The 20,866-nt window shown below is 28.3% G+C and carries 22 protein-coding genes; 2 read left to right on the top strand and 20 right to left on the bottom strand.

Annotation, left to right across the window (positions count from 1 at the left end; all coding sequences use genetic code 11):
- Window positions 1–4: 4 nt before the first annotated feature.
- From ACWPW7_RS21320 to ACWPW7_RS21330, 3 genes are all read right to left on the bottom strand, one after another.
- Window positions 5–1,390: an L-cystine transporter gene (locus ACWPW7_RS21320; RefSeq protein WP_454055187.1), complete on the bottom strand. Its 1,386-nt coding sequence runs from the start codon at window positions 1,388–1,390 to the stop codon at window positions 5–7.
- A gap of 608 nt (window positions 1,391–1,998) precedes the next feature.
- On the bottom strand, window positions 1,999–2,526 hold the full coding sequence (locus ACWPW7_RS21325) for a DUF5673 domain-containing protein (RefSeq protein WP_454055188.1): 528 nt from the start codon (window positions 2,524–2,526) through the stop codon (window positions 1,999–2,001).
- A 260-nt stretch (window positions 2,527–2,786) separates the two neighbouring features.
- Window positions 2,787–3,680, bottom strand: coding sequence for a LysR family transcriptional regulator (locus ACWPW7_RS21330; protein ID WP_454055189.1), 894 nt, complete (start codon window positions 3,678–3,680; stop codon window positions 2,787–2,789).
- Between the two features lie 512 nt (window positions 3,681–4,192).
- Here ACWPW7_RS21330 and ACWPW7_RS21335 point away from each other — a divergent pair.
- A complete protein-coding gene (locus ACWPW7_RS21335; RefSeq protein ID WP_454055190.1) occupies window positions 4,193–4,792 on the top strand; it encodes a DJ-1/PfpI family protein in 600 nt (199 codons plus the stop codon).
- A gap of 585 nt (window positions 4,793–5,377) precedes the next feature.
- Entirely contained in the window at window positions 5,378–6,265 is an 888-nt protein-coding gene (locus ACWPW7_RS21340) for a GNAT family N-acetyltransferase (protein ID WP_454055191.1), read from the top strand.
- A 405-nt stretch (window positions 6,266–6,670) separates the two neighbouring features.
- On the opposite strand, the gene ACWPW7_RS21345 is transcribed toward ACWPW7_RS21340, so the two are convergent.
- The 17 genes from ACWPW7_RS21345 to ACWPW7_RS21425 form a co-directional block, all read right to left on the bottom strand.
- Window positions 6,671–7,315 (bottom strand): NAD(P)H dehydrogenase, encoded by a 645-nt coding sequence (locus ACWPW7_RS21345; protein WP_454055192.1) that lies wholly within the window; start codon window positions 7,313–7,315, stop codon window positions 6,671–6,673.
- On the bottom strand, window positions 7,315–7,782 hold the full coding sequence (locus ACWPW7_RS21350; protein WP_454055193.1) for a flavodoxin family protein: 468 nt from the start codon (window positions 7,780–7,782) through the stop codon (window positions 7,315–7,317). Before ACWPW7_RS21350 ends, ACWPW7_RS21345 begins: the two co-directional genes overlap by 1 nt.
- Before the next feature lie 149 nt (window positions 7,783–7,931).
- Window positions 7,932–8,723 (bottom strand): MerR family transcriptional regulator, encoded by a 792-nt coding sequence (locus ACWPW7_RS21355; RefSeq protein ID WP_454055194.1) that lies wholly within the window; start codon window positions 8,721–8,723, stop codon window positions 7,932–7,934.
- 242 nt (window positions 8,724–8,965) lie between these two features.
- Entirely contained in the window at window positions 8,966–9,817 is an 852-nt protein-coding gene (locus ACWPW7_RS21360; RefSeq protein ID WP_454055195.1) for an alpha/beta fold hydrolase, read from the bottom strand.
- Between the two features lie 16 nt (window positions 9,818–9,833).
- A complete protein-coding gene (locus tag ACWPW7_RS21365) occupies window positions 9,834–10,193 on the bottom strand; it encodes a DUF4180 domain-containing protein (protein ID WP_454055196.1) in 360 nt (119 codons plus the stop codon).
- Window positions 10,194–10,216: 23 nt separating this feature from the next.
- Window positions 10,217–10,705 carry a helix-turn-helix domain-containing protein gene (locus tag ACWPW7_RS21370; protein WP_454055197.1) on the bottom strand — a complete coding sequence of 163 codons (489 nt, stop codon included), beginning with the start codon at window positions 10,703–10,705 and terminating at the stop codon, window positions 10,217–10,219.
- Between the two features lie 421 nt (window positions 10,706–11,126).
- The gene (locus ACWPW7_RS21375; protein ID WP_454055198.1) at window positions 11,127–11,975 is read right to left on the bottom strand and encodes a PhzF family phenazine biosynthesis protein; all 849 of its coding nucleotides are present in this window, start codon (window positions 11,973–11,975) and stop codon (window positions 11,127–11,129) included.
- 275 nt (window positions 11,976–12,250) lie between these two features.
- Window positions 12,251–12,520, bottom strand: coding sequence for a hypothetical protein (locus ACWPW7_RS21380; protein WP_454055199.1), 270 nt, complete (start codon window positions 12,518–12,520; stop codon window positions 12,251–12,253).
- 443 nt (window positions 12,521–12,963) lie between these two features.
- The gene (locus ACWPW7_RS21385; protein WP_454055200.1) at window positions 12,964–13,407 is read right to left on the bottom strand and encodes a GNAT family N-acetyltransferase; all 444 of its coding nucleotides are present in this window, start codon (window positions 13,405–13,407) and stop codon (window positions 12,964–12,966) included.
- Between the two features lie 185 nt (window positions 13,408–13,592).
- Window positions 13,593–14,084, bottom strand: a complete 492-nt coding sequence (locus ACWPW7_RS21390; RefSeq protein ID WP_454055201.1) for an NUDIX hydrolase — start codon at window positions 14,082–14,084, stop codon at window positions 13,593–13,595.
- Between the two features lie 35 nt (window positions 14,085–14,119).
- Window positions 14,120–14,368: a hypothetical protein gene (locus ACWPW7_RS21395; protein ID WP_454055202.1), complete on the bottom strand. Its 249-nt coding sequence runs from the start codon at window positions 14,366–14,368 to the stop codon at window positions 14,120–14,122.
- A 289-nt stretch (window positions 14,369–14,657) separates the two neighbouring features.
- Window positions 14,658–15,944 (bottom strand): S8 family serine peptidase, encoded by a 1,287-nt coding sequence (locus ACWPW7_RS21400; protein ID WP_454055203.1) that lies wholly within the window; start codon window positions 15,942–15,944, stop codon window positions 14,658–14,660.
- Between the two features lie 324 nt (window positions 15,945–16,268).
- The gene (locus ACWPW7_RS21405; RefSeq protein WP_454055204.1) at window positions 16,269–16,607 is read right to left on the bottom strand and encodes a hypothetical protein; all 339 of its coding nucleotides are present in this window, start codon (window positions 16,605–16,607) and stop codon (window positions 16,269–16,271) included.
- A gap of 682 nt (window positions 16,608–17,289) precedes the next feature.
- Window positions 17,290–17,793, bottom strand: a complete 504-nt coding sequence (locus ACWPW7_RS21410; RefSeq protein ID WP_454055205.1) for a hypothetical protein — start codon at window positions 17,791–17,793, stop codon at window positions 17,290–17,292.
- A 332-nt stretch (window positions 17,794–18,125) separates the two neighbouring features.
- Complete coding sequence (gene pduB / locus ACWPW7_RS21415) at window positions 18,126–18,824, bottom strand: propanediol utilization microcompartment protein PduB (protein WP_454055206.1); 699 nt, start codon at window positions 18,822–18,824, stop codon at window positions 18,126–18,128.
- Between the two features lie 450 nt (window positions 18,825–19,274).
- Window positions 19,275–19,940 carry a class I SAM-dependent methyltransferase gene (locus tag ACWPW7_RS21420; protein WP_454055207.1) on the bottom strand — a complete coding sequence of 222 codons (666 nt, stop codon included), beginning with the start codon at window positions 19,938–19,940 and terminating at the stop codon, window positions 19,275–19,277.
- A 227-nt stretch (window positions 19,941–20,167) separates the two neighbouring features.
- Entirely contained in the window at window positions 20,168–20,782 is a 615-nt protein-coding gene (locus ACWPW7_RS21425) for a histidine phosphatase family protein (RefSeq protein ID WP_454055208.1), read from the bottom strand.
- Window positions 20,783–20,866: the final 84 nt, after the last annotated feature.

Raw genomic sequence — 20,866 nt, forward strand, 5'->3', positions numbered from 1 at the left:
AATTTTAGCTAGTTTCTTCAATAGATTTGTTATTATATATTTCCATATCTAATTCCTTCATAATCTTTCCTGAAACTACTCCTGTTACCATAGAACCACTTACATTTAATGCCGTTCTTGCCATATCTATTAATGGTTCAATAGCAATTAATAATCCTACTAATCCTACTGGAAAACCTAATGCTGAAAATACAGTTAATGCTGCAAAAGTTGCACCACCACCTACACCTGCTATTCCAAAAGAACTTAGTGTAGTTATAAGTATCAACTTCACTAAAAATCCTGGTGACATTGGATTAATACCTAGTGTTGGTGCTACCATTACTGCAAGCATCGCTGGATAAATTCCTGCACATCCATTTTGACCTATACTAACACCTAGTGATGCTGAAAGATTTGCAACCCCTTCTGAAACTCCTAGTTTATCCACTTGAGTCTTAATGTTAAGTGGCAATGCTCCAGCACTAGTTCTTGATGTAAAAGCAAAGATAAGTACTGACGCTGATTTTTTAAAATAGGTGATAGGATTTAGCTTAAATATCATTAGGATAATAGAATGTACAATAAACATTATTAATATAGCTACATATGAAGCTACTACAAATTTCATAAGTCCGAGAATTTGTGAAAATTTACTTGTTGAAACCATTGTTGTCATAAGAGCTAATACCCCAAAAGGAGTTAATCTTAAAACTAAAGTTACCATACGCATTACCACATCATGTAATGCATTTAAAAATCCAATAAATATTTCTGCTGATTTAGATCGTTTCTTTTTAATTCCTAATGTTGCAATTCCAATAAATCCTGCAAAAAATACTACTGATAATGTAGGTGAATCACCTTGCCCTGTTAAAGAATAGAAAGGATTAGTTGGAATTATATCTATAATTTGTTCTTGAACTGGCTTTTGCTGCAAATTAGTTAATTTTTCTTCCAGTTCTTCTCCTCTCTTGATCTCTGTATCTCCTGTTTGCAATCCTTCTACACTTAATCCAAAAGTATTAGCTGTAGTTGCGCCCACTAATGCGGATACTGCTGTAGTAAGTAAAAGTACAATTAGGATTGTGCCCGTAAGCTTTCCAAGATTACTAGACTTTTGATTAATTATAGCACAAGTAATTGACACAAATATAAGTGGCATTACTATCATTTTTAATAATCTTACATATCCACTTCCAATTACATTGAACCAGTTGTTAGCTCCCTCAATAACTGGAGATTCCACTCCAAAAATAATTTGAAGTATTGCTCCATATACAATTCCTACTATTAAGCCTGTAAGCACTCTAGCAGTAAAAGAATAGTGCTTCTTTTGCATCCAAAATATCGATCCAATCAAAATAGCCATTACTATTATGTTTAAGATTATTAATAGTGTGTCATTCATTTTTTCACCTTCTCCTTATTATAATATTTACCCTATATTTATAAATGCTGTTAATCCATTTAATGTTACACTTTAGTTATAAATATAATATAACCCATTGTTTGCATAATATTAATTAGCATAAACCCTTTCTTTATGAATTGTGAATTCAATGGCTTCAGCTGTTATACCTAATAAATATCAATAATTTCCATATATATTAATTTTAGAACTGGTATATCTGCAAATCATATAATGCATATATGTTTAGTATGTTTAAAATTGTAGCTCTGTAAAGATGAAAAGTCAATAGGTTTTCAAAATTAATTTTTATAATACATATATGATTAGTATGATATTAAACAACTATGAAATGAGTGAATATAGTGAGAATATCAACAAAAGGACGCTATGGTTTGGCAGCAGTGATTAATATATAGCTAAATATAACTATACCCTTGAGTATTTCAATTCACAATGCATAACTTTAAGCAATGGAGAATTAGCAATTATGGTGGAAATTAGTTTTAATCAAACTAATTTCTTTTAAGTAATCTAAAAAGTGCGGCAAAACTACCTGCTAAAGTAATTTTGCCACACTTTTATCTTTTAACTAATGAATTAATTTTTTATAACGGAGCTGTCTTGCTGACTTTAAGCCCTATCCCATCTAAAAAACTCTGCAATTTTTCTTTATCATTTTTATTTACCTTAAGTTTAACTTCTGCATCATAAAAATTATCATGGTATTTAGGTATATAAAATATTATATTTCCATTTCCTCTTTTATCTTCATCACCCCACTGATATGTTTCTATTTGATTCCACTTATAAATCTCTTTTCTTATATAAATTCCATCATCTCTTATTTCATTTCTCATTCCTGTTATTAATTTTGGGATGCCTATAACTATAATTATTATATTTCCTTTCACCATATCCATAGACATATCTCTTTGAGAAATAAAAAACTCTAGAATAAATAGTATAATGAACAATATTCCAATTATTCCATATAATATGTCACTATTAATCCTAACTTTTCCCCTAGTAATAATTACTCTATGTTCATTGATTTTTCTAAGCTCACTTATTAAGTCTTTCACTCCCAATATAATTCCTAATATAATTAAAATATTAATTATATATTCTTTCATAGCATCCTCCCATATATCCTCATCAAAAATCAACTTATTTATATCTTACATCATATGGCTAATTATACTATAATTGTTAACTCAATTCCAATAATATACTATTTTATTATTGAGTTTTAACTGATAATATAGTGAAGTTTATAAGTAAGGAACTCTTAACAGTATTTTTACGATAAGAGTTTCTATTATTAAAGTTATACAAAAAAATCCACAGCTTTATGATTAATATCATGTATACTGTGAATCTTTATTTTAAAGTATTACTTCCAATTAGATGCATTTTTTAGTGCAATTTCTATTAATTTGCTCATTGGTTCAGATATACTTTTATTTTTATGGTATGCAAGCTGAGTTGAAAACTTACCTAATGATTCTTTTAGTCCTATCATCTTAAGACTTCCTTCCTTTATCTCATCTCTTACTGTATATAAAGGTAAAAATGAAATGCCAAGACCATTCATTACACACTTTTTAGTAGCTTCTATACTTGAAAATTCTAAAGGATTTTTATATCTTATTTTTTTCTGCTTTAGGTAATTTTCAAAGGCTATTCTAAAACTACACCCATTTTCACTTAATATAATGTTTTCTCTTGCTACCTCATTTACCAAGTTTGTAGATAAAAACTCTAAATCTGCATCTGGTGAAGCAATAATTGCCATACATTCATCTTTTAAATTTTTAACTACTAAATCTCTGTCCATAATTTGAGGTTCAATGGTAAATATAATATCTATCTCTCCACTATGCAATTTGCTTCTTAAATCACTACAAATTGAATTCTTTAAAATAATGTTCACATTTGGAAAGTTTCTTTTATATTCCTTTAAGATTTCTCCTAGTCGATATATAGACAGCGATTCTCCTGCTCCAATAACCAAATCACCTGATATACCTTTTTGTTCTGATGTAATATTCTTAATTTCTTTATAGACATCAAGCATTTGTTTTGCATATGGAACTAAGTCCTTACCTACATTGGTTAAAACAATTTTTTTACCTAAGCGATCAAATAAAACTTCCTTTAGTTCACTTTCTAAGATTTGAATGTGAGATGTTATAGTAGACTGAGCATAACCTAAATGTTCTGCTGCTTTTGAAAATCCTCCAAGTTCAACTATAGTTATAAATGTCTGTAAATGTCTAATTTCCATCGTTCTCATCCCTTTATAATTTAATTATATAATATAAATTATAGTATCATATATTTCGATTATTTACTTCATTTATTTCAATTTTACTGATAACGTAAATAGCGTTATACTTAAGAACATCAGATATATAGGGTTTCACAATGAAAATTTAACTTATGCATGATTTTAATTTCCATAACAAAAATTCTTTTCTATGAATGAAGAATTAAGAATGAAAGATGAAGAATTATGGTTAAAACTTCACGGTTAAGACCTTTGAAGCTTTTTGAGAATAAATTTTATTTTAAGAAATTCATTAAAGGTGAATTTCATCCTAAATTTTTCATTATTAGTTATTAATCCTTAATTTCTAAGGGGTTAATCTATTTTTATAGAGAATTTATTTTCCAGAGTATATATTAAGTTTTCAAATTGTATCCCTATAGATGTTCCATTTTTAAATTTAATCTATGAATTTATAGAACTCTATTATTAAATCGTTCAAGTTTTCATTTAAAAGGAGATGATTGAATATGAAAAAAGTATTATTACTTCTTGCTAATGGGTTTGAAGCAGTAGAGGCAAGTGTTTTTACAGATGTTATAGGTTGGAATAAGTTAGAGGGTGACGGTACTACAGATCTAGTGACCGCTGGAATGAGAGAAAAGTTAAAATGCACTTGGAATTTCACAGTAATTCCTGAAATGCATATAAGTGAAGTTAATGTTAATGAATTTGACGCCCTTGCAATACCAGGTGGATTTGAAGAAGCAGGATTTTACGAAGATGCTTATGATGAGAATTTTTTAAACATAATAAGAGAATTTGATAAAGCAGGAAAAATTATAGCTTCTATTTGTGTTGCTTCATTACCTGTTGGAAAAAGCGGTGTGCTAACTGGTAGAAATGCCACAACATATAATTTGTCAAATGGTAGAAGACAAAAGCAATTAGCTGAATTTGGTGCTAATGTACTTTGTGATGAACCTATTGTTATAGATAAAAACATAATCACTTCTTATAATCCATCCACTGCTTTTAATGTAGCTTTCAAGCTTTTAGAACTGCTTACATCTCAAGAGAACTGCAACAATGTTAAGCAACTAATGGGATTTAATTGTTCCATTAAATAAAAAGTCTTCTATCTAGACAAACTATTGAAAATGCTCTATAAATAAAGGATTAGGCCTTCTTAGCCTAGTCCTTTTGAGTTATAAATCATCATTAATCCTATAACCTATTACCTCTAAATACTCTTTTTGTTTTACAGATAACAATTTTCTATAAAACCAAGTGATTTATGATACAATTCATTATTAATTATATTTTAACAACCCCTTATTATCAGACTTTTTAAAATTATTGATTGACAGATTTTTCTTGTAAGCATATAATTTTATATATAAAAATATTTATTGTAAAATACAATATGTTCTTATGGAAGGAGAGATGTTATATGTTAGCTAATTTAAAGGTGATTGTTGCTTAGAACTAAATATGAGCGAAAATGTAATTTTAAGGGTTGTTCTACCCTCTATTAGTGTTGCATTTCCGCAGCTATTGATAACCTTTCATAAACATAAATGACTATTGAGGATAACAGTATACCTGTTTTTTGCACCCGCAGATAGCATCCAGTTTTGAGGTTGCTTACTGCGGAATTTTTATGCCCATTTTTAGAGCTTATTGATCTTATTATAGGAAAAGGAGATTTTAAAATGTCTGAAAAAATATTAAATCAATATATTATTTTAAAAGAATATATATCTGAAAAAGATTATAAAGAAATAAGCCAACTTGAGGAAATTTGTAATTTAAATGATAAATGCAATCTAAAATTAGAATTAGACTATAGACTAAATATGTCTAGAAGTTCTGATATAGGATTAAAAACCGTCAATGAATTTCTTTATTATGTAGATGAAACTTTAGTATCATACATTAACATTTCAAGCTTTGGAGGTAATATAAGTGAGATTATTGGTATGACTCATCCAGATTGGAGAAGAAAAGGGTTATTTAAGAAGCTTTTTAAACTTGTTATAGATCAGTGCCAAAATAGGAACTTTAATAAAATATTACTACTATCAAATGGTAAATCTAACTCTGGAATTGAGTTTATAAAATCTATGGGAGGAAACTACGATTTTTCAGAGTATAGAATGAAACGTTCTGATAAAACTCCTATAGAAATAGGAAATTCAATTACTCTAAGAAAATCAAACAAATTAGACACTAAAGAAATTCAAAAGCAAAATTCAATATTTTTTAATCTTGATAGAGATGACATTGAAAATTTTATAGATGATGATAATATAACCACATATATGATTGAGCTTAATGGTGATATTATAGGTAAAATCAGAATTGAATGTAATGATAACTCATCCTATATAGCTGGCTTTGGAATATTACCTGATTTTAGAGGTAAAGGCTATGGAAAAGCAGCTTTAAAAGAAGCTTTACACTTAATAAATGAAAAAAATATATACGACATAGAACTAGATGTAGAAACTAAGAATGCTAATGCATTAAATCTATATAAAGCTTGTGGTTTTGAAGAAAAATCTATAATGAATTATTATGAGTATAATATTGAATCTTAAGTGATATCATATTAAATTTTTAGAACTATAGTTTATAAAGTGATTCTAAGGTTAAGATGAAATAATTCTTTCTCCACCTTAACCTTAGAAAAGCTTATTCATAGATATATTTTGATATTAACTCAATAGATCCTTAAACTATTCTGTTCTTTTATTCCATGTGTATAACTTTCCAACTATCTTAAATCCTACGGATTCATATAACATAACTGTTAAGTTACTCTCTCATATAAATAGTGCGAATATCTTTAAAATGATTAGTCTAAAAAATAATTTTCTTATAAATATAGTTATATAACTTCTTTAAAGTATATAAATTAAATAAAATGCATGTTGTTATACAGAGATAGATTACCTTTCTTTAAAATCATTTATCTTAATGCAAGAACCTCTCTGTAAATAAACTTAAATAAATGGACGATTAAATCTTTTATCAAAAGCATTGTTTTGTTTCAACATTTTATTCCACCATATATCACCTAAACCTATATTAGTAATGAATTGCAGACTCTTAAGTTTAAAGCCTGTAAGTTCATATGGTATTTTCATTTTTTCAACAATTTCACTATCAAATCTATTAGTTTCTTCATATATCCTACCTAAATCAGATAACATATTAAAGAGCTTTTTATTAAGAAAATCTGGTTTCACATAAGTTCCTGCTGCCTCACCTTTCGTTACAGTTCCTAAATAAGTTCTGTTAAGTTCTATAGATAGAGACCTAAAATAAGCTTCTGCATATTTGCACTGAGCTGTTTCCATAAATCCACATTGCAATATAAAACCAATAGATTTTTTTTCTGAATCCTTGGCAGGTTCTAAATAATTAATAAAACGTATTGTAATACCTGGTATGCTATGAATATAAAGTGGAAGTACTAAAATAATATTTTCAAATGACTGTACATATTTAGCAAGTGATTTCGGATCTTCACTACAAATATATTTAACTTCATAAGGAGATTTCATTTCTTTTATAAACTGTTTTATAAATATTTCCGAATTACCATTTTCGCCTTTTGGTGATCCATTAATGATTATTGTATTCATCAAACTTCCCTCCACTCTTCTATTCCTTTTACAACTATATTTTTTGAAGCAAACTGGTCAAATGTACGACAAATATATTCTTCTAAAATTTTTCTACCCTCTGGATTTACAAAATTACCTTCATAATAAAATTCTATATCAGGATATTTTTCATATCTAGGTACGTGCCTTGACTCACCAGTTGAGTATTCTACATAAGGAAGAAATAACGGTATCATCCTATCAAAAACTGTTTTTAAATTACCACTTACGAAACCTTTTACAACTTTAGAAAAAATAATCACTCTATCTGCTTCTAAATATTTTGAGTAAAAAGTATCTAAATCTTTACTTATGCATCTGCCTGGTGTTTTCCACCAACATGCCCAACAACCACAGCAGTCTTTAATTTCTATTTTTAAAAGATCTAGCTCATATATTGACTTAATGTTATAATCTCCGAACTCTTTTATAACTACTGTCTTCATAATTTCACCCCATTAAAATAAGGCACATGAAAAAATAATGGTTTAAATATACCTTCTATACTAGTTCATTATTTTTTAATATGCCTAAATAATTATCTTGCTTATATATTCAGTCTAAAGGTAGGAGTAACCCACAGGTCAATAATATCTTACTTTACTGGAGCATAAATTTCTAAATAGAAATAGTTACCTCCATTTTCATATGTGCTTATTAACATGTTAATATATACTACTCCAAGTAGTTCATAACCCATTTTCATTGCTATATTCCTAAATTCTTTTTCCATTTTTTTATCAAGCTCTTCTCCATTTTCTTTTAACTTATCATCAATAACAGTATAAATACACTTTGGATAAGAAATTATTTCTCTCTCTGTTTCTTTATCATCTTCATTTATTTTTTTAACCACTATATATTTATGTCCTATTATTCCTTTATCATCGAAATTGATAACCCGTGTCAATGTTTTTAGGGTTGTAGCTTTCTTTAGGTTTTCTTCTCCTTCTTTTAAAAGATCATATTGGTCCAACATATTTTCTAGTTGAAATTCACCTTTTACTTCTACTGGCTTCATTTCTTTAATGCTATATTTCCATAAATTCTCCTTAATTGTTTTATAATTATCCTTCACAGTTTTTATATTATTTAAAAGCATTTTCTTATACTCTATTTCTTCTTGTATTTTCTCTTCTTGTTTATCTAATAAAGACTCTATTTCCTCTAAATTACCATGATTTTTTAATTTCTGAATCTGTTTGATCTCAACATCTATCTCTCTATAAAAATTTACTGTTAATACATCATCTATATCAAATAGCGAGTATCTTCTGTATCCATTTTCTTTATCTTGCACCGGTTTTACTAATCCCTTTTCCTCATAGAACTTTAATGTATCTCTTGATACTCCTAAAAACCTAGCAACTTGTCCAATTGTGTACACTCTCATTCCCCCAATATACTAATTATACCTATTTATAATAGTATAGATATAATATAAAGATTAAAAATATACTTTGAGAAATAAATTTTCTATAAAAATAGCCTAATCCCTTAAAGTTAAGGATTAATAATTAAGAATACTAATTGACGATGAAATTCACTAGGTGTCAATTTCTTAAAATAACTTTATAAAAATAAGGAGCCAATTAGCTCCCTACTTCATTATTTCATATTCGACTTTAATTAATCCCCTTTTAACTGTAGAAAAACGCTTATTTTATCTGCAAGATTTGCAATGGAATGGCCAGTTCCTAGAAGAATATTTATATTTGCATGAGGAAGTAAATTTTCTAAGCGTTTTACAGTTTTTAAAGAATGTAACATTATATCCTTTTCCCCAACAAACAGTTCAATAGGCATTGTTAATTTCTTTAGTTCCTCATCAGAAAATATAGGAATTATCTCTCGTCTATAATTGAAATTTTTTTCTATAAGTTTTTGATATTTTAACATTACTTGAGGTATTTGATTATTACCATTAACTTTATAACATAATCTATCCATTCCTTTTTCTCCAAAAATCTTATAAAATAAAGCCTTTATAAGAAAAGATGTTTTTTGCGGTCCAATACCTGACGGACTAATCAACACAAGCTTATCTAAATTTTCAGGATAGCTTACAGCGAACCTTACTGATAGCCATGCTCCTAGGGAAATACCAATAAGACTTGTTTTTTCTATAGATAAGCTGTTAAAAACATCCTTGAGCCACAGTGCATAAAAATCACCTTTTAAAGGCAATTGATTTTCAGCACTTCTTCCCGGTTCACCAAGTATGTCTACAGCATATACTCTATAGCTTTTAGAATACTTCTCCATATCTTTTATCCACATAACAGAATTCATTCCACTGCCATGTAATAATATAATCGGTGGATTATTTTTATCACCACTTGCTATAATATGGGTATTTCCATAACGGGTATTAATATTTATCCTTTCATAGAGAAAAGAACATTGATTAACCATAAAATCATAATATTTAAAAATATCTTCTTTTCCTTTTTGCGATTTAAATACATTTGTTGTTTTCATTTTACTCTTCTCCAATTTAAGATAAAAGCCAGTTTTCTGCTTCAGTAACATTTTTAAACACTCTAAAATCATTACCTTTATTGGCTTCAAAAACCATTTCTCCAAATTTTCCCTTAATCTTTTCTTCATTTGCTATAATGGCTGCAGCTTTTATATTATAATTGATTAATTTTTGAAGCATGGTTCCTGCTAATCCTGTTCTAAGGTTAAAAAAATCTTCTGAGAATACTTCGCCATGAAGCATTAAGTAGTTACATCTATGCTCCATACAAGAACCAATAATATCTAATACATCTTGTTCAGAAGAAATCTTCATTTCTTTTGAAGTATATTCAATATATTTTTTATCATTTTTATTCACTATTCTATAGTCCACTTTGACTACCTCCACCTCTTAAATTATAGCTCTCTTTGCTCTACTAATATGGAAATTGTGCTCATCATTTCCTCCATGAATTTTACTCCACCCCACAGCATTATTCTTAGTCTATTTTCACGTTCATAATAATTCATATTAATAGTTGAGTTCTCCATTTTACTATCTTTAGTATTCATCATAGCTATGAGCATATTAGATATTCTCATGTACTCATCCTTATTTATTTCATTAATATCTACAACGGTAGATACATTTATTTTTTGTTTTACAGTTCCTACTTCTTCACTAGAAACTGAAAATTTAACATTTTCTTCTCCACTTGTATTTTTACTTTTTATATTAACATTATTTTTCTCCATAAAAATACTTAAATCATGACCAGAAATTCTCCACTGCTTTCCAACTTTATTAGCTCCAAGCTTACCTTCTGTTATAAATTTTCTTATAGTTTTATGATGCATGCCTAAAATCTCTGCAACCTGATCAATTGTATAAAATTTGCTTTCCACAAAAAACATCCTCTCATAATTACTTTATGAGTGGATTATAATAGATTTTATTGCACTTGTCAATCATTTTAGTATACTTTATTGTACTTTGTTGTACTTTATTGAGTTTTATTGACTCATAAAATTGCTATTTTATATAAATTGTATCAATTAATTTTTTTATTTAAACAATAAATTATTATATGATTTATAGTCATCACATTTATCTTCTAAATGGCATGACCTGTATATCAAACCAAAATAAGCAGCAATCTCTTTAGTTTCCTCTACTTAATATGAAATAAAAATTCCCCTTTATAATTAATCTTAGTTATATTATAAAGAGGAATATACGACAACTGTATGTCGAATATTATTTGGATTGCGCAATAAAAAATCGCAAATTCAATCTCTTGAATAATGCGATTTTTTACGTTTATTATTATAGTAAAATAGTTCCCTTTGCCAAAATAGCTACCTCTCCAGACACTAATATTTCTTTTTCAGAAATGCTCATAGAAACCTTAATTTTACTAGGTCTGCCGACAAATCTTCCTTGATTTATTATAATCTCATGACCTACATTAAAAATATTATGCTTATATAAATATGCACCTAATGGTCCAGCTGCACTTCCTGTTGCAACATCCTCAACGTTTCCTTGATTATCCCAGGTCCGTCCTTCTATATAATTCACATCAAATATATAAGCAAATTTAGCACCTACTTCTTTTAACATTTCTTCAAATTTAGAACTAATTATTTTTGCATTCTCTATTCCTGAAGTTAATGGTACTAATAAGTATGGTAATCCTGTTGATACAACTTCCATAGGAAATTCTTCGCTTAAATTCTCTTCTGACAAGTTCAATGCGTGTACATATTTATTTCTCTTCTCTTTTGAAACTTCACAGAGGAATTCCGCTTTTCCTTGATTCATTTGTACTTCATAATACTCCTCTATCTTTTTTGAATTAACTATAATTGTTTTTTGATTTAATTGAAATGTAATTGCTATATCTTCTTCATTTCTAAAAATATGACTATGAATAGTAGCAGCTGCTCCCAAAATAGGATGCCCCGCAAAATCCAATTCTTCCTCTACTGTAAAAATTCTTGCATTAAATATACTATCATCTATTCTTCTCACAAAAATTGTTTCAAATTGCTTAAACTCTTGTGTTAATTTCAACATAAGATTATCTTCTAATTCCTCATTACAAAAAACAACAGTTAATCCATTGCCAGATAAAATTTCATTGCTAAAAACATCAACATGAAAATATTCCATTTTAATTCCTCCTTATATAAAAAATATAATTAACATTTATTTTACCTAAAATTATAACATATAGTGTAAATACCGCATTATTTAATTTTCAAAGAACATCTTTATCATTTACTACGCAAAATAATCAAATTATGAAACAAAAATACCGCTTATTCTTTTGAATAATACGGTATTATGAATAATTTATTTGATTTTACAGTTTAGTTGTTAAATATGAATAGTATGTCCTAATGTCTACATATGTCAGATGTTTTTATCTCCTTTGTATATTAACTTCAAAGGTTATTGGTCTGCTTTTTTCTCTTATTCTTTTCATTAATAAAATAAACTACCAATAAAATCAATAAAGAAGTCCAATATATTATATTAATGATTATTTGTGCTGTTTTACCTACATTGCTATATATGCCAAAAGATTTTCTGTAAAAAATTCCTGTAATAGCCATCAAAACTATAAGTAAATTAGAACCCTTTTTATCTTTACTAAACTTAATTATAAAATATATTCCTATGATAATAAAAAATAAAATTGTACCATAATCCATAACAATATCCTCCCTTCTGGTCCGTCATATCTTACTATCATGAATTAATTATAACATATTTTGTAAATACCGTATTATTCAATTTTCAAATAACATTGTCTGTATCTTCATTTTCAAGAGATACATCGCATTTTAATCAAATTGTGACGTAAAAAATATCGCAAATTCATCTCTGAATAGTGCGATATTCTAATATATTATTTATGTTTTTAACTTAATAATGTACAAACTAATAAGCTCATCAACAAGCTGAAATTTATTTTTTATCTTTTTTGTTGATAGCAACTAAAGCGCATAAAAGAGCAGCGCCTATTATAATCCAAATGGCAATATTCATTTGAAATTTCCCCTGTCAAATTCTAATTTGAAATCAATCATACATAATAAAAATACCATAAAATTCAACTTCAGAATAATAGGGCATTTTCATAAATAATCCGCTTTTATTTTTGTTGCATATATAAGGTATTAGGATAAAATCCAAGCTTCTTATAAAAACATATCGTTGATTCATTTTCCTGGGACACAGTTACCCCAATCACTTTACAATTCATTTCCTTCATCCATTCTATATGTTTGGATGCAAGTTGCCTCCCGATTCCATTACCTCGATTACTCTCATCAACATGCAGTGATTGAAGCTCTCCCGTTCCATCCACTATGGTTGATATACAATATCCTATATATTCATCATTGCTTTTAGCCACAGTTATTTTCATTGTATCTTTATTAAACATAGAAAAAGCCTTTATTCTTTCATCAAAGTTAATGGAGCGATATGATTCTTTAAAGTATTCTGAACTATTCTGATGATATAACCTATTCTTTTCCCAAAGGTTCTTGATGATATCAATGTCATTATAAGAAATATCTAAAATCTCACTCATAATTATCTACTCCTTAATATATTTATTGCGTATAATTATACAATTATGATTAAAACATGTCCATTTTATCTACATTATGTCATACTTTCAAATGCCGTATTATTCAATTTTCAAAACTTTCTTGATATTTTTTATTAGGTTCAACTAAAAATAAACCTTTCATAAATTACTCTCCCATTTTTATATTATAAGTTCTTTTCATCTAAGTACCTTTTTGCCTCTTTTATTGCTATTAATTCTCTTTGATTTATGTATTCTTCATACTCATTTTCTTCCTCAAGGATTTTTATAGCCTCATCTAAGGTATACCATTCCACTTGATACCCTTCTTCTAATTCATCTGGCATAAAATTAGGCTCTAAAATTTTTCCAACTACTTTTACAAGATAAAAATATGTAATTTGCTTCATTTTTCTCGGTTCTAAGTTTTCAACGACTATTCCTAACTCACTAATAATTTCAACATTTGCACCGGTTTCCTCTCTTAACTCTCGATACAAAGCTTCCTTTATATTCTCACTTGAATCCACTCCACCACCTGGTAACATATGAAAATACATATTTGTTAAATTCATTAGAATTATTTCTTTTTTATCATTTAACACTATTCCCGCAGCTCTATTTCTTTCTGTAAAATTACCATTTATTTCTTCCCCCAAAATACCTATTCTTTTCATTTTACTCTCCTTTTTAGCCAAACTAAATGTGCAGACTACAAAATCAATTCATTAAAGATTATACCATATTTTGCTATATATTTATCTTCATAATATCTTAATGAATGCCCACTTCCACAACCAACTTCAAGCATTGTTTTTCCTGCTACATCACCAAATAAATTCAATTCATCTTCTGTAACAAATTGAACGCCATACTCAGATAAGGCAGTAGCACCAAACCAGCTATCAGAATTTGCATTATAATATGTCTTATTAACTTGATGTATAGTTTTGCTTTCCATATAACTGTCCTTTCATACATAATCTAATTAATATTTAATCCGCATAAATTACTATTATGGATTAATTATGGCATATTTTGTAAATGCTCTATTATTCAATTTTCAAAAAATATTTTTTACTAACTAGTTCATTCTATATTTGAAATGTAACGTAAAAACACCCCAAAATTCATATTTGAATAGTGGGATGTTCACATAAATTATTCGTTTTTTAGTTATTACATTAAATAAAAAGAATAGGACATAAGGTTTCTATTCTAATTGAGAATTAATTAAGATTTTTTAATTCCTAAGAAGATACTTTTTCTATAAGCTTTTTTGGATTTACTATTTTACCTAAATTGTATTTTTTCCCTTCTTTCTCTATTTCCACTACATCACCTGTATATAATACTGCTTCTAAAAACTCATCTGGAGTTATATTAGGATTTACTTGGCAGCATAAAGTATATAAAGCTGCTATATAGGGAACAGACCAACTAAGTCCACCTTCTCTATAAAATACATAATCTGATTTTCCTGTAGGTGATGCCGTGCACCTGCTGTCCATTGGTACCATAAAGTTCTTTTCTATATTAAATCTTTCATTATGAAATTCTTCGTCATTTTTTAAAAATGCATCTTTCCAAAATACTCCTGGTTCATAACTTTTAAAATCCTCTGGATTTTTCATACTTTCTCTTCCAAGTCCCCAAAAACCAACTCCATAATATTTATCAAAGCTTGTAGAAACTACTAATATTCCTTCATCTTTAGCCCTTTTTACTGCTGAATCTACCTCATTAAATCCTTTCTGTCCTTCAGTCCATCCTATAGACATAGAAATAACCCTTATCTTTTTTTCTTTAGGCAGAGTCTTATTTATTTCTATAATCCTATCTATAGATTTTGCTAAATACTTAAAATCAAAGGGAAAGCCAGTTACCATACTACTCAAAGTAAATTTTCCGTGAGTTTCTGCGATGTAGTATAAATCTGCCTCTGGTGCAACACCTACAGTTTTTCCCACTGCAATAGAGCTAACAGCTGCCCCATGCATAGCACCATCCTCTTCACAATTATGGATTTCTTCATAAAATTTTAATCTATCTTTATATTCTTCATGGTCTACTAAAAGAGTTTGATCGATAATAGCCATGCTCACTCCTTTTCCTGTAATACCCCTTTCATGAAGTTTTCTTAAATTCAATCCTGGGTTTTTTCCATATTCCATAATAGTTTGTCTATCAAATTCTTTTGGAATATCAGAAGGCCATTTTGTTTTACTATCAAAATCAGCATGCATTAAATCCTTTAAGTTATTTTTAACATTAAGTTCTGATAAATCATAGCTTCTTAAATCAACCTGCCACTGTTTTTTTGAGTTTTCATCATATTTAGGAAGTTCCTTAAGCTTTCCTCTTTTATAATCCACAGCATTAGGCACTCTAGCTATTCCACTATTTCCATTCACCTTAGAATCTACATATTTGCCTAGTGGAAAATTGAAAGCAAATATTAAAGATCCCCCTAAGATAATAACAAGTGTAAAAAATATTTTCTTTTTTAAACTAAACTTTTTAATTTTATTTAGCATAATTATTCCCCCTTATCACCTTCATTTTAGTACTAATAATCATATGAAGAAATCGAAAGAGGTTAAATTTATCTTACATTTACCTTACGCCTATACCTTATACTTACCATAGTACCAACTCCAACTTTTGCTTGAATAGTTACGTCGCATTTTTTTTGCAGTGCGACATAAACATACCGTAAAATCCATTTCTAAATAATATGGTATTTATATAAAATATTCGATTTTAAATTTTAGTCATTAAATAAGAAATATGTACCTTAACTAAAGCTAAAAACTGTATTTTTATTCAGCTCTACAAATTGAAATTTTGCGATTATAATCTCACTTTTTTTCTACCAGTAAGCAATTCCTTGGTCCAATATAACCAATAGAAAAAACAAGTATAACCATAATCACTCCCAACGTTATAATTGAAATTACAGGTTTAATAAACCAAGACAACAAAAATCCAGATATACCCACCGCTAACATTATAACAAGTACTTTTTTCAAACGGCATATGGCGATTCGAGGATCATATTTTCTCTGTTCCTCCACATCCATTTGCCAATACCACTTTATCCACTTAGAGGATTTTTCAACATTCACTATTGAAAGAACTATATATATTGCCAATGAAGCAAAAATAATTACAACAATACCTCTTTGAAATTTATCCATTTTTCCCACCCCACAGTTTCCGATTTATTGGATTTTTTATATATAATTAATATATCACAACATCTTACCATTGTAATTTAGCTAATAGTAATTATATTATATTTATATAATTACGTATGGTTATTTTTACAATAAATGCAAAGCGATTTTATTTCCTAACACTGTATTATTCAGTTTTCAAAGAACATTGTTCGTATTTTCAATTTAAATAGTTACGTCGCCTTTTAATCAAATTGTGTCGCTATATAACTCATTAGCCTCTAATAGATGATATTACGTTAGCTTTATGGATAATATGGTTATGATATGCTCCTTCCAAACTCGAAAAACAATTTGTTTTATACCACATTTTTTCATATATTTCATTGTTTATCATATCGTAAGAGCGAACACTATTCACTAGTTTACATTTACCCAGCTAATGTCATTGGATTGTAAAACATATTTATATGGATGTAACTTGTCATAATAATATATTTATCAACCTTGGCATTAAAATAATATTATGCTCTATAAAGTATTTATTAAAGTTAATATAAAATTATAAAATATTTGTATTACCACGTAAAAACACGTACAATTCACTTCTAACTAATACGGTGTTTTAGTAAATTATTCGTTTTTTCAGTTATAACGTTAAATAAGAATATTGAGAGGAAATCGGCTAAAGATTATGCTCATTTTATTTATAAACAAAAAAATTAAATAATGCAATTATTCCACTTGATGCAGTGGCTACAATTAATCCAATTAATGTACCGATAATGGCACCTTTAATATGATGAACGGGATTTTTATACTCTTTTACCATGTCCTCAGTCCCCGGGATAATTACTCGTTTGTTATGACAAAATAGCCATATGTCTAATATAAATAAATCATAAAGATTAACTGCAAAAAATAATATAAATATATGCATAAAAGCTTCTATAAATGTTCTTGAACCAGAAGCCCATGCGATTACTGTCATAAGAATAATACATAATAATGTAAACAATAGTTTAATCGTAATATGTTTAGTTTCGTATTTTTTAATTGATGACTGATATTGGGGCAAACTTTCTACCCTTTCTCTAATCGCTGTAGGATATGACATTATGCAATTTAATGGATTTTTATATAATGGTGGAAGCACCATTAAAGTAAATAGTCCACATAGAATAATGCATTCAATAATTAATACCATTATCCATAACCTCCTAACAAAATATAAATAATCTTTGTTACATAATATACTACTATTGTTAATTAGCTAATAGTAATTATATCATATTTATACACTAATGCATGGTTTGCTTGGGAATAAATACAAATTACTTCCACTTCCTAACACCGTACTATTAAATTTTCAAAGAACATTATTTATATTTTAAATATCATATTTACGTTATAATATATTTGTTTCACGACGTAAAAGCACCGTAGAATCCATTTCTGAATAATACGGTGCTCAAGTAAATTATTCGTTTTTTATAGTTAGATCATTTAATAAGAAAAAACAGATTAATAAATCATCTGCTAAATATATGGTTTAGTAGCAGATTGAGCTTCTTGCCCCATTGCTTTTAATAAAGATAAACCAATTTCTCTTGCAGCTATTACTGATTCTCTAACAGCATCTGAATCTCCAGTAACTGTTATAATTACTTCGTTTGTGTGTGCTGTTCCTGCATCTGGACTTGCATATGTTACCATCTCAATATTTGCAGTTTTCATTGCTGTATCTGCCATTACTAAACCGATACCAGCTGGAGCACCAGCAATTATCCCAAAAGCTTTTCCAATTGGAGCACCAAATGCTTTTTCTGACGCCAAGCTTGCTCTTGCAGTATATGAAAGCTCCAAGTGTCCTGAATCACATACATAAACATCTCCAAAAGTTCTATCTAATTCTTTAAGAACAACTTCTACTGCTCTTCTTACATCTGTTACGTCTTCTGCTGCCAGAATGATTAAGCAACCATGTCCTGCTCCACCCTTTGTATCTCTTGGCATTTCAATCTTTACTACTTCTGTATTAGTAGCTTTTACAGCCTCATCTGCTGCCATAATATGTGGCCCTGCACCTGTTCTTGCACTAATTATTCCTATAGACCGATATTTTTTATCTAATCCCATTTTTTCATGAAGAAAACAATCAACATTAGCTATGACTAAGCCAACGGTATCTCCAATTGCTGTTCCTACAAATTCTGTTATTGATGATGGTGTATTCATTGTTAGTACCTCTCTTTTCTGCCACATTCTTATCTTCACTTACTTGAACAACTTCTTTACTAAGTGTTTTTTCTACTACTGCTTACATAATTTTGTTCAAAATATATAGTTTGGTAATCATTACCTCTTGGATATATTTTATTTAAATTACTATTTTGATTTTACTAAAGGTAATTATATCATAATTTTTATTAGTAAAGATAATTACCTTTCCAAATAAATGTGAAGTAATTCTACTTTTTCACACCGCATTATTCAACTCTCAAAGAACATTGTTCCTACTCTCAATTTCAATAGTTATGATTCGCATAATAATCAAATTGCGAAATAAAAATACCGCTTATTCTTTTTGAATAATACGGCATTATGAATAAATTATTTAATTGTATATCGGTTTCATCATTTAAGAATATTGAGTGCCAAATTTCACTTAACACCCCTTAACCATACCTATTTTTTGCTTACAATTAATTTAAAATGCCTCGAAAAATATTCAGTATTCTCAATGTTATAATATTCAATTTCCTCAATAGGGATTTTAACGAAGTTATAGTCCTTAAAGTATTTCTTTATATCTTCTATATCCACATAAAAATGAGGAACGTCTTGTTCAGTATCATGTTCACTTCTTAATATAGTATTATTATCAATACGTTTATTCTGGTCAGCATTCTGATATGACAATGTATTTTTTGAATTTAACGTAACAAATAATTCTCCCCCACTTTTCAACACTCTCGTAATTTCTTCAAGTGACTTTACAAACCCTTCAGTGTCGGTATGATAAATTACATTGTATGCCATTATGCAATCAAATGTATCATCAGCAAATGGTAAATTAAGCATATCACATAACCCTGTGTTAATTTCCAGTTCTTCTTCCTCCGCCCACTTTTTCAAATGATTAATTCCGTCTTTAGATAAATCTGCAGAGTGAACGTCAAAACCTTTCTTTCCAAAATAGATGGAATGTCTTCCTAATCCGCAACCTAAATCAAGAAATTTGTCATATCCCTTTGATTTCCATGATTCAGCCAAATAACATGACTCAATCGTTGGGACTAACCAATAGTCACTTGTATTTTTACTCCAATCCCAGGCCTTTGATTCAATCATAGTGCTTTCCTCCCCACAAAAAACAAATTATTCTATTCTAACCAAAATTAGTTCATAATTTGAAACTATTATAAATTTGTTATGGTATATTTTGTAAATACCGTATTATTCAATTTTCAAAAAAACATTATTTGCACCTCTTATTTAAGTAGCTCTATCGTCTAATAATCAAATTACGTCATTATATAACCCATTAGTCTTTTATGTTAGCATTGTGAATAATATGGTTAAATTAAATCATATAAATGCCCAGTGTCATTAATGCATTTCACAATGCCCTTATTATTTTTAACATCGTATTTTACAATGCTTATACTACAATTATCAATATTCATATTAAATCTTTTATATTGTTCTAGCCCTAAAAAGTAACTTAAAAGTATAGCAATAGTTCCCCCGGAAGTGACTATTGCTATATCTTTATAGCTTTTTTCTATTATTTCATCTATAACTTTCAGTGTCCTTTTACATACATCCCCACCACACTCCCCATCGGGATAAGGTAAATCTTCTAAATGCTTATGCCATTGTTTTGCATAATGCTCATTGTTTATATATCGTTCTTCAATGGCAAGTGTGTCCCATTGGCCCATATTTATCTCTCTAAGTTCTTCTTTAATAATAATATCTTTACAAATATACTTGTTTATAATTTCAGATGTTTCCATTACTCTTTTTAAATCACTTGAATACATAATATCTATACTATAATTCTTTAATCTTTTTCCAAGCAATTCGGCTTGTCTTCTTCCAAAGTCATTTAAATCCTTATCTGCAGTAGATTGATATCTTCCATCTCTATTTATGTTTGTCTGACCATGTCTCAAAAAATAAATATTCATTCTTCCCTCTCTAATAAACAATATTTACAAATCCTCATAAGTATCATATTCTTTTTGCTGCCTTAAAATAAATAAATTATTTAA

This window comes from Clostridium sp. Marseille-Q7071, from assembly GCF_965112025.1.